Origin of the sequence: Streptomyces sp. NPDC085900 (assembly GCF_044540925.1) — a bacterium.
GTDB lineage: Bacteria > Actinomycetota > Actinomycetes > Streptomycetales > Streptomycetaceae > Streptomyces > Streptomyces gilvifuscus.
This window is the reverse complement of sequence record NZ_JBITSP010000004.1, coordinates 599,447-622,267: the sequence shown is the minus strand read 5'-3', so window position 1 is coordinate 622,267 and position 22,821 is coordinate 599,447. Positions and strand designations below refer to the sequence as shown.

General features: G+C 73.4%; 20 protein-coding genes and 1 pseudogene. 15 read left to right on the top strand and 6 right to left on the bottom strand.

What is annotated here, in order from left to right:
- Positions 1-4 precede the first annotated feature (4 nt).
- The 4 genes from ACIGDI_RS16900 to ACIGDI_RS16885 are packed head-to-tail and all read left to right on the top strand — an operon-like array spanning position 5 to position 4,937.
- Complete coding sequence (locus ACIGDI_RS16900; protein WP_399896723.1) at positions 5-1,495, top strand: ABC transporter substrate-binding protein; 1,491 nt, start codon at positions 5-7, stop codon at positions 1,493-1,495.
- Positions 1,496-1,499: 4 nt separating this feature from the next.
- Entirely contained in the window at positions 1,500-3,266 is a 1,767-nt protein-coding gene (locus ACIGDI_RS16895) for an ABC transporter permease subunit (protein WP_399896720.1), read from the top strand.
- Complete coding sequence (locus tag ACIGDI_RS16890) at positions 3,263-4,489, top strand: MDR family MFS transporter (RefSeq protein ID WP_399896717.1); 1,227 nt, start codon at positions 3,263-3,265, stop codon at positions 4,487-4,489. Before ACIGDI_RS16895 ends, ACIGDI_RS16890 begins: the two co-directional genes overlap by 4 nt.
- Before the next feature lie 10 nt (positions 4,490-4,499).
- Positions 4,500-4,937, top strand: a complete 438-nt coding sequence (locus ACIGDI_RS16885) for a GNAT family N-acetyltransferase (RefSeq protein ID WP_399896714.1) — start codon at positions 4,500-4,502, stop codon at positions 4,935-4,937.
- Positions 4,938-5,103: 166 nt separating this feature from the next.
- Here ACIGDI_RS16885 and ACIGDI_RS16880 read toward each other — a convergent pair whose 3' ends face one another.
- Positions 5,104-5,880, bottom strand: coding sequence for a CDP-alcohol phosphatidyltransferase family protein (locus ACIGDI_RS16880; protein WP_390627356.1), 777 nt, complete (start codon positions 5,878-5,880; stop codon positions 5,104-5,106).
- Between the two features lie 106 nt (positions 5,881-5,986).
- On the opposite strand from ACIGDI_RS16880, the gene ACIGDI_RS16875 reads away from it, so the two are divergent.
- The 5 genes and pseudogenes from ACIGDI_RS16875 to ACIGDI_RS16855 all read left to right on the top strand — a co-directional run.
- The gene (locus ACIGDI_RS16875) at positions 5,987-6,967 is read left to right on the top strand and encodes a dehydrogenase (protein ID WP_399896710.1); all 981 of its coding nucleotides are present in this window, start codon (positions 5,987-5,989) and stop codon (positions 6,965-6,967) included.
- A gap of 166 nt (positions 6,968-7,133) precedes the next feature.
- Positions 7,134-7,532, top strand: coding sequence for a 6-carboxytetrahydropterin synthase (locus ACIGDI_RS16870; RefSeq protein WP_142144147.1), 399 nt, complete (start codon positions 7,134-7,136; stop codon positions 7,530-7,532).
- The gene (locus tag ACIGDI_RS16865) at positions 7,529-8,719 is read left to right on the top strand and encodes a glycosyltransferase family 4 protein (RefSeq protein WP_399896707.1); all 1,191 of its coding nucleotides are present in this window, start codon (positions 7,529-7,531) and stop codon (positions 8,717-8,719) included. Before ACIGDI_RS16870 ends, ACIGDI_RS16865 begins: the two co-directional genes overlap by 4 nt.
- Entirely contained in the window at positions 8,716-9,861 is a 1,146-nt protein-coding gene (locus ACIGDI_RS16860; protein WP_399896704.1) for a class I SAM-dependent methyltransferase, read from the top strand. Before ACIGDI_RS16865 ends, ACIGDI_RS16860 begins: the two co-directional genes overlap by 4 nt.
- Positions 9,858-10,907: pseudogene (locus ACIGDI_RS16855) on the top strand (YbhN family protein); the annotation flags it as partial. The gene ACIGDI_RS16860 and the pseudogene ACIGDI_RS16855, both read left to right, overlap by 4 nt.
- 134 nt (positions 10,908-11,041) lie before the next feature.
- On the opposite strand, the gene ACIGDI_RS16850 reads toward ACIGDI_RS16855, so the two are convergent.
- Positions 11,042-11,806 carry a creatininase family protein gene (locus ACIGDI_RS16850; RefSeq protein ID WP_399896701.1) on the bottom strand — a complete coding sequence of 255 codons (765 nt, stop codon included), beginning with the start codon at positions 11,804-11,806 and terminating at the stop codon, positions 11,042-11,044.
- A gap of 38 nt (positions 11,807-11,844) precedes the next feature.
- Here ACIGDI_RS16850 and ribA point away from each other — a divergent pair, with 38 nt between their 5' ends.
- From ribA to ACIGDI_RS16830, 4 genes are all read left to right on the top strand, one after another.
- Positions 11,845-12,504, top strand: coding sequence for a GTP cyclohydrolase II (gene ribA, locus ACIGDI_RS16845; protein WP_399896698.1), 660 nt, complete (start codon positions 11,845-11,847; stop codon positions 12,502-12,504).
- Between the two features lie 70 nt (positions 12,505-12,574).
- The gene (locus tag ACIGDI_RS16840; RefSeq protein ID WP_399896695.1) at positions 12,575-13,720 is read left to right on the top strand and encodes an NAD(P)/FAD-dependent oxidoreductase; all 1,146 of its coding nucleotides are present in this window, start codon (positions 12,575-12,577) and stop codon (positions 13,718-13,720) included.
- Positions 13,717-14,778 carry a saccharopine dehydrogenase gene (locus ACIGDI_RS16835; RefSeq protein ID WP_399896692.1) on the top strand — a complete coding sequence of 354 codons (1,062 nt, stop codon included), beginning with the start codon at positions 13,717-13,719 and terminating at the stop codon, positions 14,776-14,778. Before ACIGDI_RS16840 ends, ACIGDI_RS16835 begins: the two co-directional genes overlap by 4 nt.
- Positions 14,771-15,922 (top strand): saccharopine dehydrogenase family protein, encoded by a 1,152-nt coding sequence (locus ACIGDI_RS16830; protein WP_399896689.1) that lies wholly within the window; start codon positions 14,771-14,773, stop codon positions 15,920-15,922. The genes ACIGDI_RS16835 and ACIGDI_RS16830 overlap by 8 nt, the downstream gene beginning before the upstream one ends.
- A 3-nt stretch (positions 15,923-15,925) precedes the next feature.
- On the opposite strand, the gene ACIGDI_RS16825 is transcribed toward ACIGDI_RS16830, so the two are convergent.
- The 3 genes from ACIGDI_RS16825 to ACIGDI_RS16815 all read right to left on the bottom strand — a co-directional run bounded on the left by ACIGDI_RS16825 (position 15,926) and on the right by ACIGDI_RS16815 (position 19,214).
- Positions 15,926-17,158 (bottom strand): serine hydrolase domain-containing protein, encoded by a 1,233-nt coding sequence (locus ACIGDI_RS16825; protein ID WP_399896686.1) that lies wholly within the window; start codon positions 17,156-17,158, stop codon positions 15,926-15,928.
- A gap of 74 nt (positions 17,159-17,232) precedes the next feature.
- Positions 17,233-18,627: an MFS transporter gene (locus ACIGDI_RS16820; protein ID WP_399896684.1), complete on the bottom strand. Its 1,395-nt coding sequence runs from the start codon at positions 18,625-18,627 to the stop codon at positions 17,233-17,235.
- Positions 18,624-19,214, bottom strand: a complete 591-nt coding sequence (locus ACIGDI_RS16815; RefSeq protein ID WP_399896681.1) for a TetR/AcrR family transcriptional regulator — start codon at positions 19,212-19,214, stop codon at positions 18,624-18,626. The genes ACIGDI_RS16820 and ACIGDI_RS16815 overlap by 4 nt, the downstream gene beginning before the upstream one ends.
- Before the next feature lie 92 nt (positions 19,215-19,306).
- Between ACIGDI_RS16815 and ACIGDI_RS16810 the strand changes: the two genes are divergently transcribed.
- Both ACIGDI_RS16810 and ACIGDI_RS16805 read left to right on the top strand, forming a co-directional pair.
- Positions 19,307-19,744 (top strand): PPOX class F420-dependent oxidoreductase, encoded by a 438-nt coding sequence (locus ACIGDI_RS16810; protein WP_399896678.1) that lies wholly within the window; start codon positions 19,307-19,309, stop codon positions 19,742-19,744.
- Positions 19,745-19,926: 182 nt separating this feature from the next.
- Positions 19,927-20,337: a VOC family protein gene (locus tag ACIGDI_RS16805; RefSeq protein ID WP_399896675.1), complete on the top strand. Its 411-nt coding sequence runs from the start codon at positions 19,927-19,929 to the stop codon at positions 20,335-20,337.
- Positions 20,338-20,350: 13 nt separating this feature from the next.
- On the opposite strand, the gene ACIGDI_RS16800 is transcribed toward ACIGDI_RS16805, so the two are convergent.
- Complete coding sequence (locus ACIGDI_RS16800) at positions 20,351-22,720, bottom strand: ATP-binding cassette domain-containing protein (protein ID WP_399896672.1); 2,370 nt, start codon at positions 22,718-22,720, stop codon at positions 20,351-20,353.
- Between the last annotated feature and the right edge of the window lie 101 nt (positions 22,721-22,821).

The following is a 22,821-nucleotide window of genomic DNA, read 5'->3' as shown; positions in this document are numbered from 1 at the left end:
ACCCGTGCGCCGAACCCGCCTCCTCCTGGCCCTGCTGCTCGCCCCGGTCCTCACCGGCTGCTTCGCCTCCGCCGGTTCCGGCGGTTCCGCCGGGAAGGCCGAGTCCGGCTCCCGGCTGCGGGTCGCCCTCGCCTTCCCGCCCACGGAGAACCTCTCCCCGTACGGCGACGACGCCACCGTCCTCAGCCGCCTCGGCGTCTCCGAAGGCCTGACCGCCCTGGACGGCAACGGCACCGCGACCCCCGCCCTCGCCGCCTCTTGGCGCCGCGAGGACGACCGCACCTGGCTGTTCACCCTGCGCCAGGCCACCTTCCAGGACGGCACGGACGTCACCCCCGCCGCCGTGGCCGGCTCCCTCACCCACGCCACCGAGGCCGAACCCGCCCCCGCCGCACTCTCCGGCGTCACCCTCGCCGCGAAGCCCGCCGGCCCGAACGGCGTGCGGATCACGACCGCCACCCCCGACCCCGTCCTGCCGCTGCGCCTGTCCAGCCCGAGCCTCGCCGTCTTCGCCGAGAAGGCGTACGACAGGACCGGCCACGTCGACCCGGTCGGCACCGCCACCGGCCCCTTCGAGATCCGCGCACTCGACGGCACCGCGTCCGCCGACCTCGACCGCTTCGACGACCACTGGGGAGGCCTCGCCCAAACCCCGGGCATCGACGTGAAGTTCATCGCCGACGGCGCCGCCCGCGCCGCCGCCCTGCGCACCGGCCAGGTCGACCTGGCCGAGGCAATCCCGGTCGCCCAGGCCGCCACCCTCGATCGGGCCACCCGCCGGGAGACGGCCACCACCCGCACCACGAGCCTGCTGCTCAACACCCGTTCCGGTCCCTTCACGGACCCCGGCCTGCGGGCCGCCGCCCGCCGGGCCGTCGACACCTCCCCCCTCGCCGACGGCGTCTACGAGGGACACGCCGACGCCGACGCCGGCATCTTCGGGCCCGCCGTCACCTGGGCCGACGGCAAGCGGACCCGGCCGACCGGGCGCACCGCGGCGACGGCGCCCGACGGGGCGAAGATCACCCTGGCCACGTACGACAACCGGCCCGAACTTCCCGAAGCGGCACAGGTGTTGAAGCAGCAGCTGGAGAAGGCCGGGTTCCGGGTCGAGCTGGAGGTGCGGGAGTACTCGCGGCTGGAGAGCGACGCGTTGCACGGCAAGTTCGACGCCGTCGTGCTCGCCCGCAACACGCTCGTCGACACCGGCGACCCCGTCGCCGTCCTGGCGAGCGACTTCACCTGCGACGGCGGCTACAACCTGGCGCTGCTGTGCGACAAGGACGTCGACCGGGCCGTGGCGAAGGCCGAGGGCGTCGCCGACCTCGCCGGGCGGCAGGACGCGGTCATGGCGGCCGAGGCGGAGATCCTCCGCACCGACGCCGTCGTCCCGCTCGTCCACCAGCGCATGGTGACCGGCGTCGCCGGCTCGGTCCGCGGGGCGCTCCTCGACCCGTACGAGCGCACCCTCGTCGGCCCCGGCACCCGGCGCTGAGGCCATGGGCGACCGACTGACCCCGCTGCTGTGGCGGACCGGACTGGCCCTCGCCCTGGTGTGCGGCATCGGTCTGCTGCCCTGGCTCTCGCGCACCGACCCCGCGCTCACCGTGCTCAGGGCGCGCTCCGCCGACCGTACTCCGACCCCCGAGGTGCTCGCCGACATCCGTGCCCGACTCGGTCTGGACGCGGGCCCGTTGCGACTGCTCGGCGAGTGGGCCGGCGGACTGTGGCGCGGGGACGCGGGCCGGTCGTGGCTCTCCGGTGCCGAGGTCACACCCGTCGTACTGCACGCGCTGGGCGTGTCCCTGCTGCTGATGGCGGTGGCCCTCGCGGCCGCCGCCGGCACGGCCGCGCTGGTGTGCGCCCGCACCCTGTACCGGCAGGGCGGGCGGCGACGGGCGGGCGGCGGCTCCGCGGTCCTCGCCGCGCTGCCCGAGTTCCTCACCGCGTCCGTGCTCGCCACCGTCGTCGGCGTGCAACTCGGCTGGCTGCCCGCCCTCGGCTGGTACGGGCCCCGGTGGACCGTGCTGCCCGCGCTCGCCCTCGGCCTGCCCGCCGGGGCCGTGCTCGGACGGCTCCTCGACGACCTGCTGCCCGGCGCCTTCGCCGAACCGTGGGCCGCGGCCGCCGTCGCCCGTGGGCTGCCCCGCCGGCGTATCGCCCGGCACGCGGTGCACCGCTGTCTGCCCGGACTCCTGCCCAACCTCGGCCTGTTCGTGGTCGGGCTGACCGGCGGATCCGTCGCCGTGGAGCAGATCTTCGACATCCCCGGCCTCGGCCGTACCACCCTCCAGGCCGCCCTCGCCCAGGACCTGCCCGTCCTGCAGGCCGGCACGCTCGTCCTCGTCCTGCTGGCCGCCGCGGCCGCGGGCGCCGCACGGCTCGCCGCCCGCCTGCTGACCGGCCCCGCCCTGCACGACGGCGCCCTGCCCACTCTGCACCGGCCCACCGCGCCCGCTCGCGGCGCCCAACCCCTGCTGTACGGCGGGGGGTTGCTCGCGGTCGTGGCCCTCGGCCTGCCTCGCGACCCGCTCGCCGTCGACACCGCCGAGCGGCTCCGACCACCCTCCTGGTCCCACCCGTTCGGGACCGACGCGCTCGGCCGCGACATGCTCGGCCGGGTCGCCCACGGCGCGTTCGACACCCTGCTGCTCGCCGTCGCGATCGGCGCCGTCTCCCTGCTGACCGGCCTGGTGCTCGGGGCGCTGCCCCGCCTGTCCGGGCCGCTGGCCGACACCCTCAACGCCGTACCGCCCGTCCTCGGCGCGCTGCTGGTGACCGCCGTCGCGGGCAGCGGACCGGCCACGCCCGCCATCGCCGTGAGCGCCGTCGCCTGGGTGCCGCTCACCGCGCACACCTCCGCACTGCTGCGGCAGGAGCGGGCCGCGCCGCACGTGATGGCGGCCCGCGGACTGGGCGCGGGCCGCCGGCATCTGTTCCGGCGCGCGCTGCTGCCGGCCGTCCTGCCGCCCGTCACCCGACACGCCCTGCTCCGGCTGCCCGGCACCGCCCTCGCCCTCGCCTCGCTGGCCTTCCTCGGACTGGGCGCCCAACCTCCCTCCCCCGAATGGGGGTTGCTGCTCGCCGAGAACCAGCCCTACGCCGAGCGCGCCCCCTGGGCGGTCCTCGCCCCGGCCGCCGTACTCGCCCTGCTCGGCGCGCTGGCGGTCAGCGCGGCCGGGGGAGTGCGGCGGCGGGGGCGTCGTACGACGGAGGCCGGCGCGCAAAAGCGCCTTGCTGTGCGGGAGCCGGCGGCGACGGAATGAGCTCGCCGACGATCCGCCTGCCACGGGCCGAGGACGGCGGCACCCGCCTCACCCCACTGCTCCGGCTGCTGATCCTCACCCAACTCGCCTTCAATCTCGGCTTCTTCGCCGTCCTGCCCTTCCTGGCCGAGCACCTCGGGCAGGCGGTCGGGATGGCGGGCTGGCTGATCGGGTTCGTGCTCGGGCTGCGGACGTTCAGCCAGCAGGGGCTGTTCGTGGTGGGCGGGGCGCTGGCCGACCGGTACAGGATACGGCCGGTGGTGCTGGCCGGGTGCGCGCTGCGGATCGCCGGGTTCGGGTGGCTCGGGTTCGCGCGGCAGACCTGGGCGGTGATCGGGGCGGTGCTGCTGATCGGGTTCGCCGCCGCGCTGTTCTCTCACGCCGTGGAGTCCGAAGTCGCCCGTCAGGCAGTGGAGTTGGAGAAGGCGGGGGGAGGCTCCCGGACCCGGGTGCTGGCTCTGTTCACGGTGGCCGGGCAGGCGGGGGCGTTCGTGGGGCCGCTGCTGGGGGCGCTGCTGCTCGCGGTGGACTTCCGGGCCGTGTGCCTGACCGGCGCCGGGATCTTCGTGCTGGTCCTCGCCGGGCACGCGCGGCTGCTGCCCCAGCGCATCCCCGGACGCGAGCGGACGCGGGTCAAGGGCGGAATGCGCGCCCTGCTGCACAACCGCCCCTTCCTCGGGCTGTGTTGCGCCTACGGCGCCTACCTCCTCGCCTACAACCAGCTGTACCTCGCCCTGCCCGCCGAGGTGGAGCGGGCGGCGGGATCACAGGCGCCGCTGGCCTGGCTGTTCGCGCTGTCCTCGCTGCTGGTGGTCACCGCCCAACTCCCCGTCACCCGCTGGGCCGCGGCCCGCCTCACGCCACGGAGCGCGATGCTCGCCGGTCTGCTGCTGGTCGCGGCGGGGTTCCTGACCGTGGCCGCCGCGCGGCCCGCCGGGCGGACCGGCGCCACGGGCCTGCTGCCCGCCGCCGGCTTCGTGGTCCTGCTCACCCTCGGCCAGATGCTCGTCGCGCCGGTCGCCCGCGCATGGGTGCCCGACCTCGCGGAGGAAGGCCGACTCGGCCTCTACACCGGCGCGTTGTCCTCGGCGTCCGGCCTGATCGTGCTGCTCGGCAGCGCCGCGACGGGCACCCTCCTCGACGCCGGACTGCCCCCGGCGACACCGTGGCTGGCCCTGGCGGCCGTACCACTGGCGGCGACCGCACTCCTACCGCGCCGCTAGGCTCGCCGCCATGAAGATCCAGGTGGAGACCGCCCGGGAAGCGGACCAGGAGCTCGTCGATGCCTTCGGACGTCTGCTGCCGCAACTGTCCCGTTCCGCGCGACCACTCGACGCCCGGGCCCTCGCCCGCGTTCTCGCGTCCGACGCGAACACCGTCCTCGTCGCCCGCGCCGACCACGACATCGTCGGCACCCTGACCCTGACGATGGTGGCGCTGCCGTCCGGTCTGCGCGCCCGGGTCGAGGACGTGATCGTCGACGAGGCGGCGCGAGGGCACGGGATCGCCGGGCTGCTGATGGAACAGGCGCTGGGACTGGCCCGCGAGGCCGGAGCCCGCACCGTCGACCTCACCTCCCGCCCGGACCGGGAGGCGGCGAACCGGCTCTACGAGCGGCTCGGCTTCCAAAGGCGCGGATCGACCGTGTACCGGTACCCGATCGAGGGATGAGGAGGCGGCTCCTCGCCCAGGGCGGCACGGTCACGCGGGCCGCCGCTCAGGCCGGCATCGCCACGCGGGCCGTCGCTCAGGCCGGCATCGCCACTCGGGCCGCCGCTCAGGCCGGCACCGTCACTCATGACGTCGCTCATGGCGCCCCCCTCGCCCGTCCCGCCGCTCAGGACGCCACCGTCTCTCGTTCCGTCGCCAGTTCCAGCATTTCCTCCACCTCGGCCTCGCGGATGCGGGACGTGCGGTGGAGGTAGTGGACGTCGCGGCCGAAGGACCAGCTCAGGGAGGCGAGGGCGAGGGCCGTGACGGCGAAGGAGGCCGCTGCGGGGAGGTAGCCCGAGGCGGACAGGAGGAGGCAGACGCCCTGCATCGCGGCCACCGTCTTGCGGGCCATGCTCGGGGGGAGCGGGGCGTTCAGCCACGGGTAGACGCGGGCCGCCGCCACGAACGCGTAGCGCATGCCGCCTATCAGCAGGACCCACGGGCCCTCCTGCATGGAGACGTACACGCTCAGTACCAGGATCAGGAACGCGTCCACCTCCATGTCGAAGCGGGCGCCCAGAGGCGTCGAGGTGCCCGTGGCGCGGGCCACCTTGCCGTCCACACCGTCGAGGATCAGGGCGACGGCCGTGAGACCGACGAAGACGGTGACCGGCGGCGAGCTCTCGAAGGAGTCCGCGACCAGGGCGGTCACACCTCCGACCAGGGTCGCGCGGCCCAGCGTCACCCGGTTGGCCGGGCCGAAGGACCGCACCCGGGTGCGGTGCAGGGCCCGGGACAGCACCGCCCACGTGGCGACGGCGAAGGCGAGGCCGGTCAGCCAGCCCGCCGGCCCCATGCCGATCGCCGTGCCGAGCAGGGCCAGCAACAGGATCTGCACGCCCGCTCCCACAGCGGTCTCCTGCTGGACCAGCCTTGCGTCGTAAGTGTTGTTCAGGGCCACCGCACACCCTCCGGCCATGTGACAGAGTCGATCACGCCGCGTACTGTGCGCGGCCTGTGCACACCTCGGTACGTGAACCGCTTCCCGATCGTTCAGGAGGACGTCGATGAACCGCGTCGCACGCGCGTTCTGGCTGGATCGCCCGGGCGAGGGCCGGATACGGGACGTCGACCTGCCGGAACCCGCCGAGGGCGAGGTACTGGTGCGGTCCCTGTTCTCCGGTGTGAGCCGTGGGACGGAGACGCTCGTCTTCCGGGGCGGAGTGCCCGAGAGCCAGCACGCGGCCATGCGGGCCCCCTTCCAGGAGGGCGACTTCCCGGCCCCCGTGAAGTACGGCTACCTGAACGTGGGGGTGGTGGAGGAGGGGCCCGACGGCCTGGCCGGGCGGACCGTGTTCTGCCTCTATCCGCACCAGACCCGGTACGTCGTACCGGCCACCGCCGTCACCGTCGTACCGGACGACGTGCCCGCCGAGCGGGCCGTCCTCGCCGGCACCGTGGAGACCGCCGTGAACGCCCTCTGGGACGCCGCACCCCTGATCGGCGACCGGATCGCCGTCGTCGGCGGCGGCATGGTCGGCTGCTCGGTGGCCGCACTGCTCGCGCGCTTTCCGGGCGTGAAGGTGCAGCTCGTGGACGCCGACCCCGCCCGGGCCAAGGTCGCCCAGGCCCTCGGGGTCGACTTCGCCCTGCCGGCGGACGCCCACGGCGAACGGGACCTCGTCGTCCACGCCAGCGCCACCGAACAGGGGCTCGCACGCTCCCTCGAACTGCTCTCCGCCGAGGGCACGGTGATCGAACTCAGCTGGTACGGCGACCGGAAGGTCTCCCTCCCGCTCGGCGAGGCCTTCCACTCCCGCCGGCTCGTCATCCGCTCCAGCCAGGTCGGCACCGTCTCCCCGCGCCGCGCCGGCCGGAGCTACGCCGACCGGCTCGCCCTCGCCCTCGAACTGCTCGCCGACCCGGCGCTCGACGCCCTCGTCACCGGCGAGTCCGCCTTCGACGAACTGCCGGACCTCATGCCGAGGCTGGCCTCCGGCGAGTTGCCCGCGCTCTGCCACCGCATCCGGTACGAGGACACACTCTGACGCAGTCGTTCAATCCGGGACGACCTTCGGGGCCTGGCAAGACCGCCTGACCTGAGAAAAGAGTGAGGGACGGCTGAACGCGGGAAACCGGAGAGCCGTACTACACGGCATCCCCCGGCGGCCGACTGCCGGGGGGCCAGACGCGCCGCACCTGGAGGGTCGTCCGTTGTTCAGTGTCACCGTCCGCGATCACATCATGATCGCCCACAGCTTCCGCGGCGAGGTCTTCGGACCCGCGCAGCGCCTGCACGGAGCGACGTTCCTGGTGGACGCCACCTTCCGGCGCGAGCAGCTGGACGACGACAACATCGTCGTCGACATCGGACTGGCCACCCAGGAACTCGGCGCCGTCGTCAGCGAGCTGAACTACAGAAACCTCGACAACGAACCCGAGTTCGCCGGGACCAACACCTCCACGGAGTTCCTGGCCAAGGTCATCGCCGACCGGCTCGCCGACCGCATCGAGAAGGGCGCCCTCGGCGAGGGCGCCAAGGGCATCGCCGGGATCACCGTCACCCTGCACGAGTCGCACATCGCCTGGGCGAGTTACGAGCGTGCCCTGTGACCGACGTGACCCTGGAGAAGACGGCGCATCCGGCACTCGGATACGTCCCGGTGCAGGTCTCCACGCTGAAGAACGCCGAGATCATCCCCATGTCGCTGCGCTCCGTGCACTTCGTGATGCCGGGCGGCGTCGACGACCCGGCGGCGCCGAGCGGCGGCAACGCCTACGACCGGCGCGTGAGCCTGGACCTGCCCGGCTTCGGCTGGCAGGTGCACAAGCACGCCGTGGCCGGGGAGTGGCCCCGGCCGGGGGCGGCGGCCCGCGCGGAGCTCGCCCGCATCCTGCGGGAGCTGCCCGACGGCACGGTCGTCCTGCTGGACGGGCTGGTCGCCTGCGGGGTGCCCGAGATCGTCGTACCGGAGACGGAGCGGCTGAGCCTCGCCGTGCTGGTGCATCTGCCGCTCGGTGACGAGACGGGTCTGGAGCCCGCGGTGGCCGCCGAGCTGGACGCCAGGGAGCGGGTCGTGCTGCGGGCCGTGCCCGCCGTGATCGCCACCAGCGACTGGGCGGTCCGCCGGCTCGTCTCCCACCACGGCCTCGCCCCCGAGCGGGTCCATGTCGCCGCCCCCGGCGCCGACATCGCGCCCCTGGCCTCCGGCACCGACGGAGTCTCGCGGCTGCTGTGCGTCGCCGCCGTCACCCCGCGCAAGGGCCAGCACCGGCTGGTGCAGGCGCTGGCCGCGGCGGCCGAACTGCCGTGGAGCTGCGTGTGCGTGGGCGGCCTCGGGCACGACCCGGAGTACGTCGCCGAACTGCGGCAGCTCATCAGGGAGCACGGTCTCGAGGACCGGATCCAGCTGGCCGGCCCGCAGGCCGGCGCCGAGCTCGACGCCAGCTACAACTCGGCCGACCTCATGGTTCTCACCTCCTACGCGGAGACGTACGGCATGGCCGTGACCGAGGCCCTCGCGCGCGGCATCCCCGTGCTCGCGACCGACGTCGGCGGCCTGCCCGAGGCGGTCGGCCGCGCCCCCGACGGCGGGGTGCCCGGCATCCTCGTGCCGCCGGAGGACCCCGCCGCCCTCGCCGCCGAACTGCGCGGCTGGTTCGGCGAGGCCGACGTACGGCGCCGGCTGAAGGCCGCGGCCCGGGGCCGGCGGGCCGCCCTGGACGGCTGGGCGGCCACGGCACGCAGCCTCGCCGGAGTGCTGGGCCGGCTGCCGAGCGAGCCCGGGAGGGCGGCATGAACAGGACCGTACCGGCGCGGGCCGGGGGGAAGATCCCGGCGCAGCCGGGGCCGAGGGACACGCGGGAGACGGTGGGGGAGGGGCGGCAGATGGTGACAGGGACGGCGGATGTGCCCACGGAGGCAGGGGCGCACGAGGCGAAGGCGGTGGCTTCCGTGGCGGAGGGCACGCAGGGCACGGACGGCCCGGGAGCGGGCGCCGGTCTCCCGGCCGGCGGTTCGCCGGGCGCGGGCGGTTCCGTGATCCCCGGGGCCGGCCCCGCGCGGTCCGGCGAGCGCGCCACCCTACGCCTGCGCGAGACCGGGCCGGACGAGCCCCCGCGCTACGCCCCCGAGTGGCTGGAGCTGCGCGAACCGGCCGACGCCGCCGCGCGCTCGCACGAGCTGCTCGACCCGCTGCGCATCCGGCTCGCCAACCTGCCGGGCAAGGCCGGGCTGGTCATCCACGACCTGGGCTGCGGCACCGGCTCCATGGGCCGCTGGCTCGCCTCGCACCTCGACGGCGCCCAGCACTGGGTGCTGCACGACCGCGACCCGTACCTGCTGCACTTCGCGGCCGTCGCCTCGCCGCGGTCCGCCGCCGACGGCAGCAGGGTCTCGGTGGAGACCCGCCGCGGCGATGTCGGCCGGCTCACCGCCGACGGTCTCGCCGGCGCCTCTCTGGTGACCGCCTCCGCCCTTCTCGACGTCCTCACCCGCGAGGAGATGGAGACGCTGGCCGACGCTTGCACGGGGGCGGGCTGCCCGGCCCTGCTGACGCTCTCCGTCGCCGGCCGCGTCGAGCTCACGCCGGCCGACCCGATGGACGCGGAGATCACCGAGGCGTTCAACGCCCACCAGCGCCGCGACGGCCTGCTCGGCCCGGACGCGGTCGACGTCGCCTGCGAGATCTTCTCGGAACGGGGCGCCACGGTACGGGTCAACCCGAGCCCCTGGCGGCTGGGTCCCGGCGAGGCCGAGCTGACGGCCCAGTGGCTGCGCGGCTGGGTCGGCGCGGCCGTCGAGGAACGTCCCGAGCTGGCGGCGCGTGCGGAACGGTATCTGCGCGACCGCCTGGCCGCCTGCGAGGCCGGCGAACTGCACGTCACCGTCCATCACAGCGACCTACTGGCGATGTCCCGCCCGACGGGCGGGGCGTCATGAGCGTGGAGACGGTGAGCACACCGGTGAGCCCTCGCGTCGAGGGCGCGGGCGTGGCGGGGTCGGCGGCCGCCGCCTCCCTCGTGGTCGAGGTGTGGGACGACGGGGCCGCCTGTCTCGCGGCGCGGGAGTCGGCCCTGCGGGCGCGGGACGCGGATCTCGCCCTCGGCGAGGAGCGTGCCGGCGCCGCGGGCGGCACGTCCTGGTGGCGGCCCGTTCTGGCGCGGCTCAACTCGCCGGTTCTGCGCCGCCACTTCGGGACCGTCGCGGGTGTCGTCATCCTCGGGGCGCTGCTGTGGCACCTCGGTACCGGTGTGCTGCTGGACGGACTGCGGCGGATCGACGCGACGACACTGGTGCTGGCGCTGCTGACCGGGGTGGTCACCACCGTGCTCAGCGCCTGGCGCTGGGCGCTGGTGGCCCGGAGCCTGAAGATGCGGCTGCCGCTCGGTGCGGCCGTCGCCGACTACTACCGCGCGCTGTTCCTGAACGCCGCCCTGCCCGGCGGTGTCCTCGGCGACGTGCACCGGGCCGTCCGGCACGGCAAGGACGCCGGTGACCTCGGCCGCGGCGTACGGTCGGTCGTCCTCGAACGTGTCGCCGGACAGGTCGCGTTGACCGTCGTCGGCGGCGCGGTGCTGCTGACGATGCCGTCCCCCGTGCGCGCCGAGGTCCGCAGCTTCGCCCCGCCCGCCCTGCTCGCGGTGGTCGGCGCGCTGGCCGTCGTCCTGGCGCTGCGGATGAACCGTACCGCCGACTCGCGCCGCGGCCGCGCCCTGCGCGCGACCCTCGCGGAGGCGCGCGAGGGGCTGCTCTCCCGCCGCAGCGGACCCGGCGTCGCAATCTCCTCGCTGCTCGTCCTCGCCGGTCACATCGGGATGTTCGTGCTCGCCGCCCGGGTCGCCGGCTCCCCGGCCTCCGTCGCCGCGCTGATCCCGCTCGCGGTGCTGGCACTGGTCGCCATGGGGCTGCCGCTGAACGTCGGCGGCTTCGGCCCCCGGGAGGGCGTCACCGCCTGGGCGTTCGGCGCGGCCGGACTCGGTGCGAGCAGCGGCGTGGCGGTCGCCGTCGTGTACGGCGTGCTCAGCTTCGTCGCCGCCCTGCCGGGCGCGGTCGTCCTCGTCGCACGCTGGTACACCGGGCTGCGGGCGGGTTCCGGGCAGGTCCCGGAACCCGGCACCGGCTATTCGCGTCCGTCCTCCGAGGTGAGGAGCGAGAAATACGCACCGAAGGAATCCGCGAGGCTCGCCAGCAGTTCCTTCCCCTTTTCCGCGGAACCCAGCGAAGGCCGTCCGATGACGCCCGAATCGGTATAGCCGGACATACCGAGGGTGAGCAGATGACGACGGTCGTCCGCGACGAAATCGGAGGTCTCGTAACCGGGCCGGAGGAATTCCGGGTTGGCGTGCAGAAGGATGGAGGTCTCGATTTCTCCCGCGTGCATGTCGGTCAGCAGCGAGGTGGTCACCCCCGCCCGCTGCCGAGCCGCCTCCCAGTCCTCCACGGCCGGGAAGAGCGCCATGCGCTCGCCGCGGGCGGAGGATTCCTGAACGACGTTGCCCAGCACGTAGTTTCCGCCGTGACCGTTGACCACCACCAGGGCGTCGACGCCGGAACGCCGCAGGGACTGCGCGATGTCACTCACCACCGCATGAAGGGTCACAGAGGAGATGCTGACGGTCCCGGGCCAGCCCGCGTGCTCGTGCGAGCAGGAGATCGTCACCGGAGGGAGGAGGTGCACCGGGTACGCCGCCGCGATCTCCCGGGCCACGGCACAGGCGACCAGCGTGTCGGTCGCCAGCGGAAGGAACGGACCGTGCTGTTCGAAGCTTCCCACCGGAAGGACCGCGACCTGCGTTGAGACACCCGCCGCCCTGGTCCGTACCTCTTCCGTAGTGTCCGCCGGCACCAGCCCGTCCGCCGCCGTACGCGCGCCCGAACCACTCATTTCTTCACGGCCTTTCGTCTCTGCTTAGGAATCGAATCATGACAGAAAAAATCGGAGTACTCGGCAAGAAGACCGCGAAGCGGACCGGCGTGGAACGCATAGTGAATGCCCCGCTGCCCACGGTGTACGGACAATTCCGGGCGGTCGGTTACATCGATCACGATCGCGGTGACGAACAAGTCGCCCTCGTGCACGGTGAGATCGGCACCGACGATGTCCTGACCCGGCTGCATTCCGAGTGCCTGACGGGTGACGCGTTCGGCTCCCAGCACTGCGAGTGCGGGGACCAACTGGCGTCCGCGCTGAAGGCCGTGGTCGCCGAAGGCAGCGGCATCGTCGTCTACCTGCGGGGGCACGAGGGCCGCGGTATCGGCCTGCTCGCCAAGCTGCGTGCGATGGCCCTTCAGGCGGAGGGCCTGGACACGGTCGAGGCCAACCTCGCGCTCGGGCTGCCGGTCGACGCCCGCGACTACGGTGTCGCCGCCGGCATCCTGCACGACCTGGGCGTGAACTCCGTACGTCTGATGTCCAACAACCCGCGCAAGCGCGAGGCGTTGCAGCAGCACGGCATCGAAGTCGCCGAGACCGTGCCCCTGTTGATCCCGCCGTGCGAGAGCAACATCACCTACCTGCGCACCAAGCGGGAACGGCTCGACCACGTGCTGCCGCACCTGGACGCCCTGGCCCACCTGTCCTGAACATGCGCTTACGGGCCGGCGAGCGGGGACAGGAAGAGGGCACGGCCCGACATCCCTGGGAGGCTCGCCGGTGAACACGCAGGCCAGTGCCGTCGTCATCGGCGGCGGGGTGATGGGCGCGAGCATCGCCTACCATCTCGCCGCCGCCGGTGTCCGTGACGTCGTCCTCGTCGAACGGGACGAACTCGCCTCCGGGTCCACGTCGAGGGCGGCCGGCGGGGTGCGGGCGCAGTTCTCCGACGAGTTGAACATCCGGCTCGGGGCGCGCAGCCTGGAGGCGTTCGGCCGCTTCCACGAGGAGTTCGGGTACGACATCGGGCTGCACCGCGTCGGCTACCTGTTCCTGCTGTCGACGCCGGAAGAGGTCGCCTCCTTCGAGCGGAGCGTGGAACTGCAGAACTCCCTGGGCGTGCCCAGCCGCATGATCACACCGAAGGAGGCCCGCAGGCTCTCCCCGCTGATCAGGACCGACGGCCTGCTCGCCGCCGCCTTCTCCCCGGACGACGGCCACTGCACCCCGGAGACGGTCGTCCACGGCTATGCCGCCGCCGCCCGCGCCCTGGGCGCCCGCGTCCTGCGGCACACCGAGGCCACCGGCATCGAGCTGCGGGGCGACCGGATCACCGCCGTGTCCACGACGCTGGGCCGGATCGCGACCGACACGGTGATCTGCGCGGCCGGCCCCTGGTCGCGGGCGGTCGGCGCGATGGCCGGCGTCGACCTGCCGGTGGTGCCGCTGCGCCGCCAGATCGCGGTCACCGAACCCCTCGCCGAGCCGCGTCCCGACCTCCCCATGACCATCGACTTCACCACCAGCCTCTACTTCCACGCCGAAGGCCCCGGCCTCCTCCTGGGGATGTCCGACCCCGAGGAACGGCCCGGCTTCGCCACCGACACCCACGACCGCTGGATCCCCGCCCTGTACGCGGCCATGGAGCGCCGCGCCCCGGCCCTGCTCGACCTGCGCCGCACCGGCGGCTGGGCCGGCCTGTACGAGATCACCCCCGACCACAACGCGCTGATCGGCGAGGCCACTTCGGTCTCCCGTTTCCTCTACGCCACCGGCTTCTCCGGACACGGCTTCCTGCAGGGGCCCGCCGTCGGCGAGGTGATCCGCGACCTGTACCTGGGCCGCGTACCCTTCGTGGACGTCCGCCCCTTGAGCGCCGACCGCTTCGCGGCCGACGCCCCGCGCCCGGAGGCCAATCTCGTATGACCGAGCTCCACCTGTGGCTGCGCCACGAGGCCCGTACGACCGAACGCCGCACGCCGCTCGTGCCGTCCGACGCCCGGCGGCTCGTCGAGGCGGGGGTGACGCTGACCGTGGAGCGGTCGCCGCAGCGGATCTTCCCGATCGAGGAGTACGAGGCGGCGGGCTGCGGCGTCGCGCCCGCGGGGTCGTGGGTGTCGGCGCCGGACGACGCCGTGATCCTGGGTCTGAAGGAACTCCCGGACGAACCGGCCGAGTTGCCGCACCGCCACATCTTCTTCGGGCACGCCTACAAGCGGCAGCCGGGGGCCGAGACCCTGCTGCGGCGCTTCGCCGCCGGGGGAGGGGCCCTGCTCGACCTCGAGTACCTGGTCGACGACGACGGCCGTCGCCTCGCCGCCTTCGGTTTCTGGGCGGGCTACCTGGGCGCCGCCCTGGCCGTGCTCCAGCACCGCGGCAGGCTGGCCGCCCCGCTCACGCCGGGATCGAAGGAGGAGCTGGACGACAGGCTCCGGCCGAACGACGGGGACGAGGGGTTCTCCGCGCTGGTGGTCGGCGCCCTGGGCCGCAGCGGCCGCGGCGCGCGGGTCGCCTTCCAGGTCGCGGGGATCGACCCGACCTGCTGGGACCTCGCCGAGACCCGTGACCTGGACCGCCCCGCCCTGCTCGCCCACGACGTCATGGTGAACGCGGTCCTCGCCACCTCGCCCGTCCCGCCCTTCCTGCGCGAGGAGGACCTCGACGACCCGGCCCGCCGTCTGCGCACCCTGTGCGACGTCACCTGCGACGTCGGCTCGCCGCTGAACGTCCTGCCGGTCTACGACCGCACCACGGACTGGGACGAGCCGGTGCGCCGGCTGCGCAAGGAACCCCCGCTGGATCTCATCGCCATCGACAACCTGCCCTCCCTGCTGCCGCGGGAGTCCAGCACGGACTTCTCCTCCGCGCTGGTGCTCCAACTGCTGGAGTTCTCCGTCGGCGGGCCGTGGGGACGCTGTCTGGACCGGTTCCACCAGGCCTGCCGTGAACTCGGCGTCACGGAAGGGGAGTCCGGCAATGACTGAGCCCGTCGCCGCGTCCGGCACCGTCCACTGGGTCGGCGCCGGACTGTCCACGGGCAGCGGGCTTGCCCGGCTGTGCGAGAGCGCCGGGCGGGTGCGCCTGTGGCACCGAACCGAGGAGCGGGCCGCGGACGCCCTGGACCGCCTCGGGCTCGGCTCGCGCGCCGAGCCCTGCGCCTACACGCTCCCCACGCTCACCGCCGAACTGGCGCCCGGCGACGTCGTCGTGTCGATGCTGCCCGCGCCGGAGCACGCCGGAATCCTGGCCGCCTGTGTCGCGGGCCGCGCCCACTTCGCCTGCTCCAGCTACGTCTCGGACGCCGTCCTCGGACAGGTGCCGCGGGCGGCGCGGGCGGGCCTGGTCGTGCTCACCGAGGCCGGGCTCGACCCGGGCATCGACCACCTCTTCGCCCACAGCCTGGTCGCCCGTGCCGGTGCGGCCATCGGTGTGGGCACCCCGGCGTCGTACACCTTCACCTCGTACTGCGGCGGCATACCCGCCGTCCCGAACGACTTCCGGTACCGCTTCAGCTGGGCCCCCGCCGGCGTCCTCAACGCCCTGCGTTCCCCCGCCCGTTACATCGAGGACGGCACCGAGACCACCGCCGACCGTCCGTGGGAGGCCACCCGCACCCACGTCCTGGACGGGGAACCCTTCGAGGTCTACCCCAACCGCGACAGCGTGCCCTTCGTCGAGCAGTACGGGCTTCCGGCGGCCTGGCACGCGTGGTCCTTCGTCCGCGGCACCCTGCGGCTCGACGGCTGGCTGCGGGCCTGGGATGCGGTGTTCGAGGAGCTGAAGGCCGGTGACGACGCGCGGATCGCCGCCCTGGCGCAGGAGTTGGCGGCCCGCCACCCGACGACGGACCCCGGCCGCGACCGGGTCGTCCTCGCCGTGTCACTGGACGTGCGCGCACGGGACCGCCGTTGGTCGGGGAGCTACCTCCTCGACCTCGTGGGGGACGCCGAGGAGAGCGCCATGGCCCGCTGCGTGTCGCGCCCGCTGGCACTGGGCGTCCGGCACATCCTGGCCGGAGGCCTGCCGGCGGGGCTGAACAGGGCCGCCGGGACGGCGGCCCGTTCCGAGGAGTGGCTGGACGAACTCAGATCCGAGGGGCTGGAGTTCGCCCTGCGTCTCGCTCCGTAGCGGTCAGCCGGTGATGGCCTCGTGGACCAGCCGCTTGAGGTCCGGGACGATCCTCAGGGACGTCTTGGGGCGGACCTGGGTCATGAACTGGACGGTCAGGTCATGGACGGGGTCGACCCAGAAGGTCGTCGTCGCGGCGCCGCTCCAGCCGTAGGCGCCCAGGGTCGACGGGACCTGGGTGCGCTCGGGGTCGATGACGACCGAGACGCCGAGGCCGAAGCCGACGCCGTCGTTGTTGGGCTCGTCGTGGGCCGGGCGGGCGCCGAAGGAGCGCAGGTCCGCGTTGCCGGGCAGGTGGTTCCTGGTCATCAGGTCCACGGTCTCGGGGGTCAGCAGACGGACGCCGTCGAGCTCGCCCCGCCGGCGCAGCAGCTCCATGAAACGGTGCATGTCGTGCGCGGAGGCCACCATCCCGCCGCTGCCGGACAGCAGACGGGGCCGCCCGCCGCGCAGCGGCAGCCCGGGCACCGGCTCGATGCCGCCGGAGTCCGTCTCGCCGTACAACTCCGCCAGCCTCGGCGCCTGTTCGTCGGTGACCTGGAAGCCCGCGTCGGACATGCCGAGCGGGCCGAGGATGCGCTCGGCGAAGAACACGTCGAGCGACTGCCCGCTCACCACCTCGATCACCCGGCCGAGCACGTTGCTGGCGACCGAGTAGTTCCACTGCGTCCCGGGCTCGAACTGCAGCGGCAGGCTCGCGTACACATCGACCGTCCGCGCCAGGTCCGTGCCCGGTACGACCGAGGACTCGAGGCCTGCCGCGCGGTAGAGGGCGTCGACCGGGTGGGAGCGGTAGAAGGCGAAGGTGAGGCCCGCGGTGTGGGTCAACAGGTGCCTGATCAGAATGGGACCGTGAGCCGGGCGGGTGCGGACGTCGGCGCCGGAGCCGCTCTCGTACACCTGCGGGTCCGCGAAGGCCGGCAGATGACGGGCGACCGGGTCGTCCAGCGACAGCCGGCCCTCCTCCACGAGCATCAGCGCGGCGACCGAGGTGACCGGCTTCGTCATGGAGTAGATCCGCCACAGCGTGTCGTGCTCGACCGGAAGTCCGGCCGCGACGTCGCGGCGGCCGAGCATGGTGAGATGGGCGACGCGTCCGCCGCGGGCCACGGCCACCAGGAAGCCGGGCACGCGCCCCTCGTCGACGTGGTGGGCGAGGTGCTGGTCGAGGCGGTCCAGCGCCTTCGCGTCCAGCCCGACCTCGCTCGGGTCGACCTCTTGCCGCAGCTGTGCCATCGCTCTCCTCCGAATGCGCTCGTCAAGGTGCCGGACGGGATATCCCGCATATCCCGCCGCCCTGACCTCAGAACTCATCGTCGCGCAGGAACACCGGAACGGTCCCCGGGTTGACCAGGATTGATCATCAAGGCGGAACGTTCCGGCAGAGATCCGGCCACGACCGCGCCCACCGCGGCCACGGCGGCGAGGACGATCAGCGGCAGCCGCGCGCCACTCGCGTGCGATCCCATCAGCGTCGTCGCCACGGCCACGCCCAGCACCGGCCCGACGTTCATCGCCGTCTGCTTCAGCCCGCCCGCCACCCCGGCCGACTCGACCGCCGCCTCCCGTACGACGACGTGGGTGGCCGCCACCATGACCGTGCCGAAGCCGGCGCCCAGCAGACCGAACCCGGCGCAGAAGGCGAGGGTGCCCGTGGCGCGGTCCAGGACCGCGATCCCGGCGGCCAGCACGGCCATCGCCGCGACCGTCGTACGCCGGGCCCCGAACCGGCGCAGCAGCACCGCGCAGCACGGCGCCGCGAGGATCATCAGGGCCGCCAGCGGCAGGCTGAGCAGGGCCATACGCAGCGGACCGACGCCGAGGGTGTTCTGCAGCAGGAAGGTGGCGGTGAACAAGGTGCCCTGCAGCGCGGCCGACGCCACGACCAGGACGCCGACCGCCCGGCCGACGCCCGCCGAGCCGACGAGGTCCGGCGGCACCAGCGGACTCGCGGCCCGCCGCTCGTGCCGCACGAACACCGCGCCCGTGGCGAGGGCCGCCGCGACGCCGGCACCGCTCGCCGGCGTCCAGCCCCGCACCGGCAGCCCGACGAGAGCCTGGACCAGGCAGGCCAGGGTCAGCGCCAGGAGCAGGGCACCGGACAGGTCGAGGGCGGTGACGGGCCGAGGGCAGGTCCGGTCCGGTCGCCTCGCCCCACCGCGCGAGGAGAGGGCCAGGGCGCCCAGGGTCAGGGTCGGTGCGACGTTCAGGAAGAACGCGGCCCGCCAGCCCGGGCCGGCCACCAGGACCCCGCCCAGTACCGGCCCCGCCGCGGCCGCCAGCCCGATCGCACTGGTCCGTACGGCGATCGGCATCCGCAGCCGGTCCGGTGGGAACGCGGCCCGCAGCATGCCCAGCGTGGCCGGCTGGAGCAGCGCCCCGAACACCCCCTGAACCACGCGCAGCGCGATCACCCAGCCGATCCCGGGGGCCAGGCCGATACCCGCCGAGGCCGCTCCGAAGCCCAGCATGCCGATGCCGAACAGCCGTTGGTGCCCGTACCGGTCCCCGAGCCGCCCCGAGAACACCAGCAGTCCCGCCACCGCGATGAGATAGCCCGTGCTGGTCCACTGGACCTGTGCGAACGAGGCGTCCAGGTCCCGCCGCAGGGTCGGCTGCACGACGGAGAGGATCGTGCCGTCCAGGGCGACCACCACGGCTCCGACGACGCTGCCCGTCAGCGCAAGCGCCCGCTGACCTGTCATGCCTCGGCCCCGAGGTGCGCGTCCAGAGCGGCGTGCAGCAACGGCGTGAAGTCCTCTGCCGCCGTGGCGAGTTGGAGGCTGCCCCAGCCCCAGAGCTGGGCGATGCCGTGCAGGTTCGCCCACAGCGCCCCCGCGACGACCCGGGCGTCCGCCTCGGGGCGGGCCCGGCCGACCAGCTCCACCAGCGCGCCGAACAGCGGCAGGCTGGTGTCCCGCAGGCCCAGGTGGCCGCTCGCCAGCAGGTCGTGACGGAACATCAGCTCGTACATTCCGCGGTTGGTCAGCGCGAACTCCAGGTACACGCGCCCCAGTTCCGTCACCTGCTCGCGCGGCGACGCCGTACCGTCCCCGACCGCCGCCGCGGCCCGCTCGGCCAGCTCGGCGAACCCGCGCCGGGCGATGGCCGAGAGCAGCTCGACGTGGGTGGGGAAGTAGCGCCGCGGCGCCCCGTGCGAGACGCCCGCCCGGCGCGCGATCTCCCGCAGGGTCAGTGCCTGCGCCCCTTCCCGGGCGACCAGCTCCACACCGACATCGACGAGCCGGGCTCGCAGTCCCGTCTCCGGGTCGGGTTTTGAGGATTGAGGCATAGACAGTGTCTACCAGCGATTGGTAGACACTGTCTACCACTGGTTGGCCGAAGCCGGGAATGCACTGCCGAGCCGCAGGGGTTGACCGGGATATGACTCAGGACACACTGCTCGAACTGCTGTCGGACCACCGCGGCGGCGTACTGGTCACCCTCAAGCGCGACGGCCGCCCCCAGCTGTCGAACGTCAGCCACCACTACGACCCGGACGAGCGGATCATCCGGATCTCCGTGACCGACGACCGCGCCAAGACCCGCAACCTGCGCCGCGACCCGCGGGTGTCGTACCACGTGTCCACCCCCGACCGCCGCGCCTACACCGTCGTCGAGGGCACCGCCGACCTCTCGCCCGTCGCCAAGGACCCGCACGACGACACGGTGGAGGAACTCGTCCGCCTCTACCGCGCCGTCCTGGGCGAGCACCCCGACTGGGACGACTACCGCGCCGCGATGGTGCGCGACGGCCGGCTGGTGCTGCGGCTGAAGGTGGAACGGGCGTACGGAATCCCGAAGGGCGCCAACCTGGGCTGAATCCGAAGGGCGCCAGCTCGGGCTGATTGTCGAAAGGCGCCGACCAGGGCTGAAAAGGAGCGCGCGGCACGGCCGGATGCTCGGTCCTAGGTCCGTGGCCGCAGGTCGGATGTCGCATGGCCCGGCGATCACCCGCTGCCTAGGCTGCTCACGGAGACTTCGCAGCTCAGGAGGAGACCCCGATGCCCGTCAACGGCCGCAGCCACATCCGTGTCGCCCGCCCGTCGCGTGACCTCGCCGCCGCCGAGCGGTTCTGGGTGGAGGGACTCGGGCTGAGCGTCGTATGGCGGACCGAGGGCGCCGGCGAACCCGGCGAGCACGATCTGCTGATGCTGGGCTGGCCGGACGCCGGGTGGCACCTGGAGCTCGTCCACGAGTCCGCCGCCCCGGTCGAGCCCCGGCCCACCGAGGAGGACCTGCTCGTCGTCTACGTCGACGGGCCGGTCCCGGAGGACCTCGTGGCGCGGCTGGAGCGGCACGGGGGGAAACGGGTGCCGTCTCCCAACCCGTACTGGAACCGCTGGGGCGTCACCGTCGAGGACCCGGACGGCTACCGCCTGGTGCTGTGCGAACGCGGCTGGTCGAACAACTAGCCGCGCGGACGCGTCAGTTGCCCACGTAGGCGGCCAGGTGCTGCCCCGTCAGGGTGGAGCGTGCCGCCACCAGGTCGGCCGGGGTGCCCTCGAAGACGATCCGGCCGCCGTCGTGGCCGGCGCCGGGGCCGAGGTCGACGATCCAGTCGGCGTGGGCCATCACCGCCTGGTGGTGCTCCACCACGATGACCGACTTCCCGGCGTCCACGAGCCGGTCCAGCAGGACGAGCAGCTGCTCGACGTCGGCCAGGTGCAGGCCGGCGGTCGGCTCGTCCAGGACGTAGACGCCGCCCTTGTCGCCCATGTGCGTGGCCAGCTTCAGGCGCTGCCGCTCGCCGCCGGAGAGGGTGGTGAGCGGCTGGCCGAGGGTCAGGTAGCCGAGCCCGACGTCGGCCAGCCGCGTCAGGATCCGGTGGGCGGCCGGGGTGCGCGCCTCGCCGGCCGCGAAGAACTCCTCCGCCTCGGCCACCGGCATCGCGAGCACCTCGCTGATGTCCCGGCCGCCGAAGCGGTACTCCAGCACCGACGCGTCGAACCGCTTGCCCTCGCAGTCCTCGCAGGTGCTGGAGACACCGGCCATCATCCCCAGATCGGTGTAGATGACGCCCGCGCCGTTGCAAGTGGGGCACGCCCCCTCGGAGTTGGCGCTGAACAGGGCCGGCTTCACCCCGTTGGCCTTGGCGAAGGCGCTGCGGATCGGGTCGAGGAGACCGGTGTACGTCGCCGGGTTGCTGCGCCTGGAACCGCGGATCGGGCTCTGGTCGACGGCCACCACACCCGCGTCGGCCGGGATCGACCCGTGGACCAGCGAGCTCTTGCCGGAACCGGCGACACCGGTGATCACGCACAGCACGCCCAGCGGGAGGTCGACGTCGACGCCCTGGAGGTTGTGCGTGCGCGCGCCCCGGATCTCCAGACTGCCGGTCGCCTTGCGCACTGTGTCCTTCAGGGCCGCCCGGTCGCCGAGGTGGCGGCCGGTGATGGTGTCGCTGTCCCGCAGCCCCTCCAGCGTGCCCTCGTAGCAGACCGTGCCGCCGCCCGTGCCGGCTCCGGGGCCGAGGTCGACGACGTGGTCGGCGATCGCGATGACCTCCGGCTTGTGCTCCACGACCAGCACCGTGTTGCCCTTGTCCCGCAGGCGCAGCAGCAGGTCGTTCATCCGCTGGATGTCGTGCGGGTGCAGGCCGATGGTCGGCTCGTCGAAGACGTACGTGACGTCGGTGAGGGAGGAGCCGAGGTGGCGGATCATCTTGACGCGCTGCGCCTCGCCGCCGGAGAGGGTGCCCGCCGGGCGGTCGAGGGAGAGGTAGCCGAGGCCGATCTCGGTGAACGAGTCGAGGGTCTGCTGCAGCGCGGTGAGCAGCGGCGCCACCGACGGCTCCTTCAGCCCGCGCACCCACTCGGCCAGGTCGCTGATCTGCATGGCGCAGACGTCGGCGATGTTGAGCTTCTTGATCCGCGCCGAGCGGGCGTGCTCGGCGAGCCGGGTGCCGTCGCAGTCGGGGCAGGTGGTGAAGGTGACCGCGCGCTCCACGAACGCCCGGACGTGCGGCTGCATCGCCTCCGTGTCCTTGGCGAGCATCGACTTCTGGATGCGCGGGATCAGACCCTCGTAGGTCATGTTGATGCCCGCGATCTTCATCCGGACCGGCTCGTGGTGCAGCAGGTCGTGCAGTTCCTTCTTGGTGAACTTCCGGATCGGCTTGTCGGGGTCGAAGAACCCGGACTCGGCGTAGAGGCGGGAGTTCCAGCCGCCGCCGGTGTAGCCGGGGACGGTGAAGGCGCCCTCGTTGATCGACTTGGTGTCGTCGTAGAGCTGGCCGAGGTCGAGGTCGGAGACCGCGCCGCGGCCCTCGCAGCGCGGGCACATGCCGCCGACCTTGTTGAAGGTGACCTTCTGGGCCTTCTTGGCGCCGCCGACCTTGATCGCGCCGGCCGCCGAGACCGAGGGCACGTTGAAGGCGAACGCGCCGGGCGGGCCGACGTAGGGCTTGCCGAGGCGGCTGAAGAGGATGCGCAGCATCGCGTTGGCGTCGGTGGCGGTGCCGACGGTGGAGCGGGGGTCGGCGCCCATGCGCTGCTGGTCGACGCTGATCGCGGTGGTCAGGCCGTCGAGGACGTCCACCTCGGGGCGGGCCAGGGTCGGCATGAAGCCCTGCACGAAGGTGCTGTAGGTCTCGTTGATCAGCCGCTGCGACTCGGCGGCGATCGTGTCGAACACCAGGGAGCTCTTGCCGGAGCCGGAGACGCCGGTGAACACGGTCAGCCGGCGCTTCGGGAGCTCGACGCTGACGTCCTTGAGGTTGTTCTCGCGGGCACCGTGCACGCGGATCAGGTCATGGCTGTCGGCGGCGTGCTGCGAGGGTGCCGGGACCTTGCTCATCGTCTCTCCATCCGTAGCGCGGGTGACGCCCGTGACGGTCAGGCTAGGCGAGGCCCGGGAGCGGCGCTTCTCCATTCCTGATACGAGTGCGTAGGCTCCGT

What these genes read in the sequence shown, in the direction of transcription:
- ACIGDI_RS16860 (WP_399896704.1), top strand. Translation starts at nt 8,716, where the DNA reads ATGAACAGGACCGTACCGGCGCGGGCCGGGGGGAAGATCCCGGCGCAG.
- ACIGDI_RS16830 (WP_399896689.1), top strand. Translation starts at nt 14,771, where the DNA reads ATGACTGAGCCCGTCGCCGCGTCCGGCACCGTCCACTGGGTCGGCGCC.
- ACIGDI_RS16875 (WP_399896710.1), top strand. Translation starts at nt 5,987, where the DNA reads ATGAACCGCGTCGCACGCGCGTTCTGGCTGGATCGCCCGGGCGAGGGC.
- ribA (WP_399896698.1), top strand. Translation starts at nt 11,845, where the DNA reads ATGACAGAAAAAATCGGAGTACTCGGCAAGAAGACCGCGAAGCGGACC.
- ACIGDI_RS16820 (WP_399896684.1), bottom strand. Translation starts at nt 18,627, where the DNA reads ATGACAGGTCAGCGGGCGCTTGCGCTGACGGGCAGCGTCGTCGGAGCC.
- ACIGDI_RS16835 (WP_399896692.1), top strand. Translation starts at nt 13,717, where the DNA reads ATGACCGAGCTCCACCTGTGGCTGCGCCACGAGGCCCGTACGACCGAA.
- ACIGDI_RS16825 (WP_399896686.1), bottom strand. Translation starts at nt 17,158, where the DNA reads ATGGCACAGCTGCGGCAAGAGGTCGACCCGAGCGAGGTCGGGCTGGAC.
- ACIGDI_RS16815 (WP_399896681.1), bottom strand. Translation starts at nt 19,214, where the DNA reads ATGCCTCAATCCTCAAAACCCGACCCGGAGACGGGACTGCGAGCCCGG.
- ACIGDI_RS16810 (WP_399896678.1), top strand. Translation starts at nt 19,307, where the DNA reads ATGACTCAGGACACACTGCTCGAACTGCTGTCGGACCACCGCGGCGGC.
- ACIGDI_RS16890 (WP_399896717.1), top strand. Translation starts at nt 3,263, where the DNA reads ATGAGCTCGCCGACGATCCGCCTGCCACGGGCCGAGGACGGCGGCACC.
- ACIGDI_RS16805 (WP_399896675.1), top strand. Translation starts at nt 19,927, where the DNA reads ATGCCCGTCAACGGCCGCAGCCACATCCGTGTCGCCCGCCCGTCGCGT.
- ACIGDI_RS16850 (WP_399896701.1), bottom strand. Translation starts at nt 11,806, where the DNA reads ATGAGTGGTTCGGGCGCGCGTACGGCGGCGGACGGGCTGGTGCCGGCG.
- ACIGDI_RS16895 (WP_399896720.1), top strand. Translation starts at nt 1,500, where the DNA reads ATGGGCGACCGACTGACCCCGCTGCTGTGGCGGACCGGACTGGCCCTC.
- ACIGDI_RS16885 (WP_399896714.1), top strand. Translation starts at nt 4,500, where the DNA reads ATGAAGATCCAGGTGGAGACCGCCCGGGAAGCGGACCAGGAGCTCGTC.
- ACIGDI_RS16800 (WP_399896672.1), bottom strand. Translation starts at nt 22,720, where the DNA reads ATGAGCAAGGTCCCGGCACCCTCGCAGCACGCCGCCGACAGCCATGAC.